We start from the raw sequence: 9,132 nt of genomic DNA on the forward strand, positions 1-9,132 counted from the left end.
GCTTGGCCGTTCTACTTTTTAATTATATTAAAATAATTTGATTTGACTCTTCTTTAAAGGTTCTGTTTTATCCCTTACCTATTCCCTACTATGATTGTGTAATTTTATTAGAAACTAATAATTTTTTAATGCATTTCGGTAACATATCTAATAGTGTTTCAAATGCGTAGTTTACATCTAGACGTTCTGTCCATTGATGTGCATCTTTTCCTACCGGTCCCATATTTAATACTGGAACATCAAACTCTTCTAATTCCTGAAGCGGAATTGAATAGCCTTTATCCCATAATGGCATATTGTCTACAAGCGAACTCATTGAATCCAGTGGATACTGCAAGCCTACATAGCTTAAATCTGAAATCCCCCCAAAATAATTTTGGTTTTCAAATGTAATTTTATGATTGTAATGTGCATACTTTTCCATTTCTACAACTACCTCTTTTATTAAAGGATTGTTGCGTGAACTCACAGCTGGATAGTACGGCGGAGCGAAGAAAAGTACAATCATCGGTGCCTTTTCTTTACATAAAATCGCTAATTTATCTACTAAATCAATCGTTACCGCACGATCATCCTTATCTCCTCTATTTTTTATAATATTAGATTGAATATGATCTATTTTTTCTCGTCCATGTTGCTCAATTGCATATGTGATAAGCTCTTCATAAGTTAATACATTTACTTTGAGATTAGGTGGTATAAATGGATTATATTTAGAAAAACGATATGCATGTTTTTCATACGACTCTTCTATTTTCTCTGCTACTTTCGTTACTTTTTGACGTAACAATGAAACTACATCTGTCATTGATTTTTCTAATAAAAACAAATTAAATAATGTAACTGCACGATGCGGAATTTGTACAGAATAATCCTCCTTTAAGTCCCTTTGAAGTAAGTTAGTTGGCGGAGGACTCGCTTCCCCTTCTACAATATCACAAAGGTCTGTGTTTAACTCTAATTCTGCTGTTATTAATGAAGCCATATAACTCCCATTTAAGCCTGCAAAAGGTTCACCTACATGTGTCTCTTTTCCATAGCAAAGAAAACCAGGTAACACTTTACCAATAGAGCCAGTGTAAATATACTTATTTTGGTCACCAGGATGTCTTGAAAACATAGGCTCTGAGTTTAAGACCGTTTTATAATCTAAATTATGCTCTCTAGCTAAATCTAACAGTCTCGGAACAGCGGCCCTCATCCCTACAGAATTCACTTCTTCATCTGGTACAGCCAATAAAAGAACATTCCCATCGAATCTTCCTTCACATGCTTGTTCAATCATTGCCATTTGTAATGCTAGACCGCATTTCATATCCATTGTTCCTCTACCAAACAGCCATTCCCCATGTTCTATATCTTCACGCACATGGTCTGGAAGTTCATCTTTATGAGAATAAAACATAGATGTTAACTTTTTAGGATTAAATGCATCTTCTTTCCACACTCCGTAATCTTGTACATCTACAACATCAAAGTGACTTACTAGAATTACAGTATTTTTTGTACTATCTTTTTTCTTTACTAGTGCTGTAACAAAATATCGTCCGTCCCCTGTCGGATTTTTTTGCACATGGTGCGGGTTTTCTTTGAAGTACTGTAAATCAGATAATTGCTCCACAACAAAGTCTGGCAATATCACTTCAGCCTCTGTACCTGTAATACTAGGAATTTCAACAAGACTGCTTAATAATTGAATCAATTGTTCTTTTGATTGCCACTTTGACATATAAATCCCCCTATTTTTCCGCATTATGAAAACGAATTCCAATATATGAATAAAAAATGACGACAGCTATCAAAATTATAGTTCTGATGTACTGCCGATTTTTATTGATATTTCATGAGCTGCTTGTTTTACCTTGCTAATAAGAAAAGATAGTCGATCATCATTAATACGATGACTAATTAACCCAACACTTAATGCTCCTACTACTTTATGATTAAATCCGATAATAGGTGCAGCTACTGAAGCTGTCCCTTCTGTTTTTTCACCATAACTGACAGCATATCCTTCATTTTTTATTTGCTTTATTTGATTAAGAAGAATTTGCTTTTGTTCTGGTAATGAAGGAAGTAAATACTCTACAATATGTTCCATTTCATTCGTTTTCATATTGGCAAGCATCGTTTTATTTGCAGCACCAATTGAAAGTGGAATTTGTTCTCCTAGATTATCAATAACTCGAATTTTTAAAGGACTATCAATTCTTTCAATGATAATAGAATGTGTTCCGTTTGGAATATTCAAATAGACACTTTCTTCCACTTCAGCAGCCAAACGTTTCATCACTTCTCTTGCAACAGATCTATAGTCTACCTTCTCCAATTGACGCAACCCTATTTCCATCCACATTGGTCCAATTTTGTACTGTTTTGTCTCTGAAATTTGTGTAACTAACCCATGCTCCATTAGAGAGTTAAGTAATCTATGTACTGTACTAACCGGGAGATGTGTTCCATCAGCTATATCAGAAATAGCCCAATACTCTTTTTCATTTGTAGAATTCAATAATTTAATAATACTTATCGCTCGATCAATGGACTGTACCATAACTCGCCTCAACTTTACTCGTAATATGTTAGTACGCTTAATTAACTATCAATTTAGCAAACATTCGAAATGAAATCAATCTATTTATTTAATTTTCTAACAATAAAAACATATCACTAACAACGAATTGAAAACGCAAACAAAAAAATATTGACTTTTCTTTTTAATTATCTGAAAATTATAACAAGATTTCACATCACGGAATACATTCCATAATACGGAAAAACATCAAACTTTATTCTATCAACTACGAAAGTGAGGAAAACAATGGCGCAAGTAAACAATACAAACAATGAATTAAAACGTACGATGAAAAGTAGACACTTATTCATGATTGCACTCGGTGGTGTGATTGGAACGGGGTTATTTAACGGATCTGGCTTTATTATAAGTCAAGCTGGACCTGGTGGATCCGTACTTGCCTTTATGGCCGGTGGATTATTAATGTATTTCGTTATGCTATGTCTTGGTGAACTCGCTGTAGCCATGCCTGTTTCGGGTTCTTTCCAGGAATATGCCACTAAATTCATCAATCCTGCAACTGGCTTTACAATCGGATGGTTGTATTGGTTAAGCTGGGCGAATACGACCGGTCTTGAATTTACAACTGCCGGTATTACAATGCAGCGCTGGTTTCCTGATATTCCTGTTTGGGTTTGGTGTTTAATATTTGGCGTTACAATCTTTACTATTAACGCATTATCTGCTCGTAGTTATGCAGAAACAGAATTTTGGTTTTCAAGTATAAAAGTATCTGCCATTATAGCTTTTATAATTCTTGGTGGCGCCGCTATGTTCGGCTTTATTGATTTAAAAGGCGACGAACCAGCTCCACTTCTTTCAAATTTCGTAAATCATGGTGGTTTATTTCCGAATGGACTTGCAGCTATTCTATTAACAATGGTTACAGTCAATTATTCCTTCCAAGGTACAGAGCTTGTCGGAATCGCAGCAGGTGAAAGCGAAGATCCAGCAAAAACTTTACCTCGTTCTATTAGAAATATTATATGGCGCACAATGTTTTTCTTCGTCTTAGCAATCTTTGTTCTTGTTGCTTTAATTCCTTGGGAAGAAGCAGGACTCACAAAGAGCCCATTCGTTGCTGTTTTTGATAATATCGGTATTCCATATGCAGCTGATATTATGAACTTTGTTATTCTTACTGCTGTTCTTTCTGTTGCAAACTCAGGACTATACGCTGCTACTCGCATGCTTTGGTCTTTATCAAAAAACGAAATGGCTCCAGCATTTTTAAAGAAATTATCATCACGTGGGATTCCTCTCAACGCTTTAATCATGACAATAGCTATTTCTGCTTTTTCTCTTTTAACAAGCGTCGTAGCTGCTGAAACGGTTTACTTATGGTTAATTTCCATTTCTGGAGTCATAACAATTATTGTTTGGATGTCAATTTGTGTTTCTCAATTCTTTTTCCGCAAACACTATTTAGCTGAAGGTGGAAAATTAGACGATTTGAAGTTCAGAACTCCACTCTATCCCCTTGTACCAATTCTTGGTTTTGGATTGTATGGCATTATATTAGTAAGTCTTATCTTTATCCCAGATCAAAGACTAGGCATTTATTGTACTGTACCATTTATCATCTTTTGCTATACCTACTATCACTTTAAAGTTAAGAAAAGAATTGCAACTAACACTCAAAGTGAAACTAAAATTAGCGAAACTTCGTAATATTGTACGATACAAAAAAGACAACACGTGGCGTTTCACTTCATGTGTTGTCTTTTTTTATTATTTAAATATGAGTTCACCTGAATTTAATGGATTTTTCTCTTCTCCTACAAAAGTAGTAAAATTTTCATTTGAACTTGCTACCTCAGTTGGATTTATCGTATTTCAATTTCGATATAATAATAAATAGGTATATCAGATATAGCTGTACATTATTAGAATTACATTCATTACTCAACTGGTAGTTACCAAGAAAGAAAGGAATGATCATAATGATACAGAACATATACGAGACTCATTTACATGTAAGAAATTTAGAAAAAGCGATAAATTTCTATCAAAACAAGCTAGGATTAACGTTAGCAAGAAAACTCTCCAAAAGAAGAGTGGCTTTCTTTTGGGTCGGAGAAAATAAAAAACAAATGCTTGGACTATGGGAAGTAAATAATATCGAAGACTTTGAGCTGAGACATTTTGCTTTTGGTGTAAATTTAGAGTTTTTAATGACTTCTAAAGCGTGGTTAGAGGAGCGTGGAATAGAAGTGATAGGAAGTCAAGGAAAAGGAAATCAAGAGCCAATTGTCCAAAGGTGGATGCCCGCTGCAAGTGTATACTTTCTAGATTGTGATAGAAATAAATTAGAATTCATTTCTATGTTACATGACAATCCAGATGAATTAGAATATGCATCCTATTTAAGTGTATGGAATGCGGAACACCAAGAAAAATGAATGAAATTTCCGTTCAAGTCTTTTCTAATTTTTTAGATATACTGTTGTACGATCCCCCTTTTGCTATTAATTTTCGTCGGATTTATGAACAGTTATCGTAATGGAACATTCATGATAACTCCACTTGTTAACATAATGCATTTATTGTCATCTTGTATTTGTACTTACGTACTAGCAATTCCTAATCTGCTTCCATTACAATTTGAAACATTTAATTTTTCTTCTTATCTGGCATCTAATCTTTAAACAAAAACTCCCCTTAAATCGAAAATGATTAAGGGGAGTTTTATATACGATGCAATTATAGTTCAGATTTCACCCGAACAGAAACATTATTTTTAATTATATTTTTGACATCTTTAAAGCTAACAAAATTGTTACTTTTCTCATCCCAAAGACGGAAACGGAGTGAACGCAAGCTTGTAGCAAGCGTAATTGTTGGTACATTTTTTAAAGGAAGGGTATTGTTGTGTGCCTCTTCTAGTTTATAGTTAGGTACTCTTGGACTTAAATGGTGAACATGATGAAATCCAATATTACCCGTTAGAAATTGCAAAATTTTTGGAAGTTTATAAAAAGAACTTCCCTCCACTGCCGCTTTCACATATTCCCATTCTTTATCTTCTTCAAAATAAGAATCCTCGAATGTGTGCTGTACGTAAAACAGCCAAATCCCTATTGAACCTGCTATTAAAAATATAGAACCATGTACTAAAAGAAACGATTGCCATCCAATTGCCCAGCAAAGCATTCCTACAATAGCAACGATTAAAATATTCGTTAAATAAGTGTTCATACGTTCTTTTTTTCTAGCACCTTTTCGGTTAAATCTATTTTTAAGCAAGAAAACATAAATCGGGCCTAACCCAAACATAACGAATGGATTGCGATATAAACGATATGCTAAACGGAGTCTAAATGGTGCTGCTACATATTCATCTACTGTAAGCGTCCAAATATCCCCTGTACCCCTCTTATCCAAATTACCACTCGTAGCGTGGTGAATAGAATGCTCATGCCCCCACTGATCAAATGGGAATAATGTTAAAACACCCATACACGTTCCAACTATTCTATTTGCACGTCGACTTTTAAAGAATGAATAATGGGTACAATCATGAAAAATAATGAAAATCCTTGTCATAAATCCAGCGGCTAACAGTGCTGGAACTAATGTTAACCAATAAGAAACTGACAAACTTTTATAAGCAAGGTACCATAAAATAATAAATGGCACGATTGTGTTGATCAGTTGCCAAACACTTTTTTTAATCGTTGATTTTTCAAAAGGAGCAACTTGTTTTTTTAAATTTTTAGTATTTTCTAAGGTCATTGTTCTAATTCCTTTCCTTTTTGTTGCTAATTCATATTATAGCACACTATTAGTATCAGGTGTTAAAAGTAGCTATAATAAATATTTTATACTATGAAAATCTCTTTTTTCTTACTCATTACTTACAAATTTCTTACGTCCAAAATAGCTTCTATAATTGGACAGACGGAGCATTTTATGTATCAAAGAAACTTCATATTTTTCCAATAAGTACATAAAAAACAGCGAGTTTTTTCACAAGAAGAAAAAAGCTGCAATCAGTCAGTTTCACCGACTTATCGCAGCTTCTCTTCTTTTCACCTTATTTTATCGATGAAGCCAAACTGCACCTGCAGACTTGTCTTCAGCTTGGCCTACCACTTCAAACTTCAGTCCTAGCTTCGGTAACTTACGTCCTGCATCAGGAATAACGCTGTTGATGTATTGCTTAGAATCATCAAATTTTGCCACTCCTGGTAATCCTTTATAATCAAAGATACCGCGTGTTGGTGAATTTACTTTCCATGCTGGTGTTTGATCAAATGAGAATGCCGCATCGGCAATTTGATAACGCGTACTGCTCTTCACAGTAGGTTGTCCGTTTAATGTCCCTATAATTGCCTCTGGATGAGAATCTACTACTCCTAAGAACCCTTCACCTGGATGAACGCCTACCCAGTTATCTGTAAAGCTTTGATCCGCATACCATACAACCATTCCTGTATTAAATACTGGGCCACGTGCATATTGTAACGCAGTGTCAGAACCAGCGTAATTTCTCCACTCTACATAGTAATTATGTTTTTTCTGTTCAAATCCGTTAGACACAGTAAAGCCTTTTAACGTCATTGCAGGCTGACCTTCTGCATCATCAGAGAAAACAACTTTTCCATCTACAGTTAAGGCTGCATTATCTAACGCAAATCCTTTATAAGCTACTGCAATATCTGTTAAGTACTCAAATTGCAGTTTTACTTTTTTTCCTTTGAATTGGCTTAAATCGTATGATTTATCAACCCACTTACCATCAGTTGTATCCGCGCCGCCTTTTATATCTTTTTCGCCCATTCTATCAATGCGTGTCTTCGTTCCATCTTCTGCAATCGCATATACGTCAAGGAAATCATACTTCGCTTCAAGTTCGTAAAATGCCTTATAATCGAACTTAGCATCCTTTGCATTTGTTAAGTCAAATACTGGTGTCTCAAGTGTTGTATGAATGTCATTTCCTTTTGTACTGTAATAGAACTTCTTACCAAACGCTGATTCGATATTTTTTATATCTTTGTCCGGCAAGTTAACACGAACAATTCCAGGTCGTTTAGATTTTGTAGTACTTTGATCTACATATGTTGCAACACCGATTCCTTTGCTAAGTTTGTCATAATCTACTTCAAGAATATTCGCCCAGTTCCCCTTCATATTCTTTTGGAAAAACTCTTTATTTTGTGGCGAGAAACTCGTTGGCTCTGTTCCTGCAATTTTTCCAGCCCAGCTACCACCACTCATAATAGACCATGACTCAACAGGTTCACCTTGTCCTGAGTACTTTGTATCATATTCATCTGGTAAGCCTAAATCATGGCCATACTCATGTGCAAACACACCAACTGCTCCGTCTTCAGGCTCGATTGTATAATCATATGCAGCCATCTTTCCGCCCCAGTTCGAAACAGAAGATTTCGTGCCATCAATTGCATATGGTTTTGAACCTAGTTTTGAACGATGTGACCAAATCGCATCATCTTTCAATTTACCGCCGCCAGCTTCTTGACCAACGCCAGCATGTACAACCATTAAATGATCAATAATACCATCTGGCTCATTTTTATTTCCATCACCATCTTGATCGTATTGATCAAATTGGTCATAGTCTGCTAAATTGATTCCTTTTGCTACCGCTGCTTTTAATGCTTCTTTCACAAAATCTTTTGGTCCTAAAGGCCCCTTGTTATCATGCCCAGTACCCGCATCAGCACCATAATCTGATGCTTTTCCTGGAACAGTAAGCCATTCTGTTACAGTCCCATCAACTGTATAGCTACCACCAGATTGTTCTTCATAATATTGCTTAAATGTGTTAATTTTCGATCCATCAAATAAAGTAAATGGTTCATCACCAAATAACATTTTTTGATAATGTTCACGATTAAAGTCCTTAGAATACATGTATCCTGGCTCTTGATCAATATTGTTATGCTTAAAATCGCTAAATTCTACAAGTAAAACAAGTACTTTATCTTTTCGAACAGCTCCATTGTATTCTTCTTGCTTCGCTGATGTAGTAGGTACTTTTCCATTTAATTTCCCAGGGTTCAATGCTGCACCTTGTCCAGCTACTGGGCCTACTTCAGGCTGCTGCGCCTGTTCATTTTCCCTCATTTTTGCATCTTTTACTTTTTTCATAAAGTCAGAGGCTTCTTGCGTAAGACTATCTCCTGTTAAGATTTCTTTCCCAGGGTTTTCCCCTTTCTTTTTCTCAACATATTTTTCGACAGCCTTTGAAGTCTCAGCTTGTGATGCAGATTGATCAATTACCCCCCGTTGTTTTAGCGCTTCAGCCAAACGCTCCTCCGGTATTAAGTGCTCATCTATTGGTAGAGATGATGTTGGTGTCTCAGCATACGCTGCGTGACCTCCAAAAGCAAACGTACTACTTAGTACTGCTGCTGTTGTTAATACCGCTAATGGTTTTAATTTCTTTTTCTTTTTCAATGTATTTCCTCCCCAGTGTCTGCAAATTATCGTTTTTTGCCGATAACAACATAATATTCGTTATAATACGAATATTCAATCTTTTTCAACAAATAAAATGTTGAGAAATATTTTTTTATGCAGGGTGA

General features: G+C 35.4%; 6 protein-coding genes. 2 read left to right on the forward strand and 4 right to left on the reverse strand.

Annotated features, from left to right (window positions below; all coding sequences use genetic code 11):
• Positions 1 to 88: 88 nt before the first annotated feature.
• Positions 89 to 1,753 (reverse strand): M20 family metallopeptidase, encoded by a 1,665-nt coding sequence (locus ACQGSG_RS14040; RefSeq protein ID WP_325843220.1) that lies wholly within the window; start codon positions 1,751 to 1,753, stop codon positions 89 to 91.
• Between the two features lie 51 nt (positions 1,754 to 1,804).
• Positions 1,805 to 2,554: an IclR family transcriptional regulator gene (locus ACQGSG_RS14045; RefSeq protein ID WP_000250752.1), complete on the reverse strand. Its 750-nt coding sequence runs from the start codon at positions 2,552 to 2,554 to the stop codon at positions 1,805 to 1,807.
• 267 nt (positions 2,555 to 2,821) lie between these two features.
• Between ACQGSG_RS14045 and ACQGSG_RS14050 the strand changes: the two genes are divergently transcribed.
• Both ACQGSG_RS14050 and ACQGSG_RS14055 read left to right on the forward strand, forming a co-directional pair.
• Positions 2,822 to 4,246: an amino acid permease gene (locus tag ACQGSG_RS14050; RefSeq protein WP_000079967.1), complete on the forward strand. Its 1,425-nt coding sequence runs from the start codon at positions 2,822 to 2,824 to the stop codon at positions 4,244 to 4,246.
• A 272-nt stretch (positions 4,247 to 4,518) separates the two neighbouring features.
• Complete coding sequence (locus ACQGSG_RS14055) at positions 4,519 to 4,977, forward strand: VOC family protein (RefSeq protein WP_000615639.1); 459 nt, start codon at positions 4,519 to 4,521, stop codon at positions 4,975 to 4,977.
• Positions 4,978 to 5,278: 301 nt separating this feature from the next.
• Here the strand turns inward: ACQGSG_RS14055 and ACQGSG_RS14060 are convergent, their stop codons facing one another.
• Together ACQGSG_RS14060 and ACQGSG_RS14065 are read right to left on the reverse strand one after the other, a co-directional pair.
• Positions 5,279 to 6,310: a fatty acid desaturase gene (locus ACQGSG_RS14060; RefSeq protein ID WP_000171499.1), complete on the reverse strand. Its 1,032-nt coding sequence runs from the start codon at positions 6,308 to 6,310 to the stop codon at positions 5,279 to 5,281.
• A 306-nt stretch (positions 6,311 to 6,616) separates the two neighbouring features.
• Positions 6,617 to 9,004, reverse strand: coding sequence for an immune inhibitor A domain-containing protein (locus tag ACQGSG_RS14065; protein WP_426947523.1), 2,388 nt, complete (start codon positions 9,002 to 9,004; stop codon positions 6,617 to 6,619).
• Between the last annotated feature and the right edge of the window lie 128 nt (positions 9,005 to 9,132).

Origin of the sequence: Bacillus sp. GMa5/1 (assembly GCF_050172015.1) — a bacterium.
Classification (GTDB): domain Bacteria; phylum Bacillota; class Bacilli; order Bacillales; family Bacillaceae_G; genus Bacillus_A; species Bacillus_A cereus.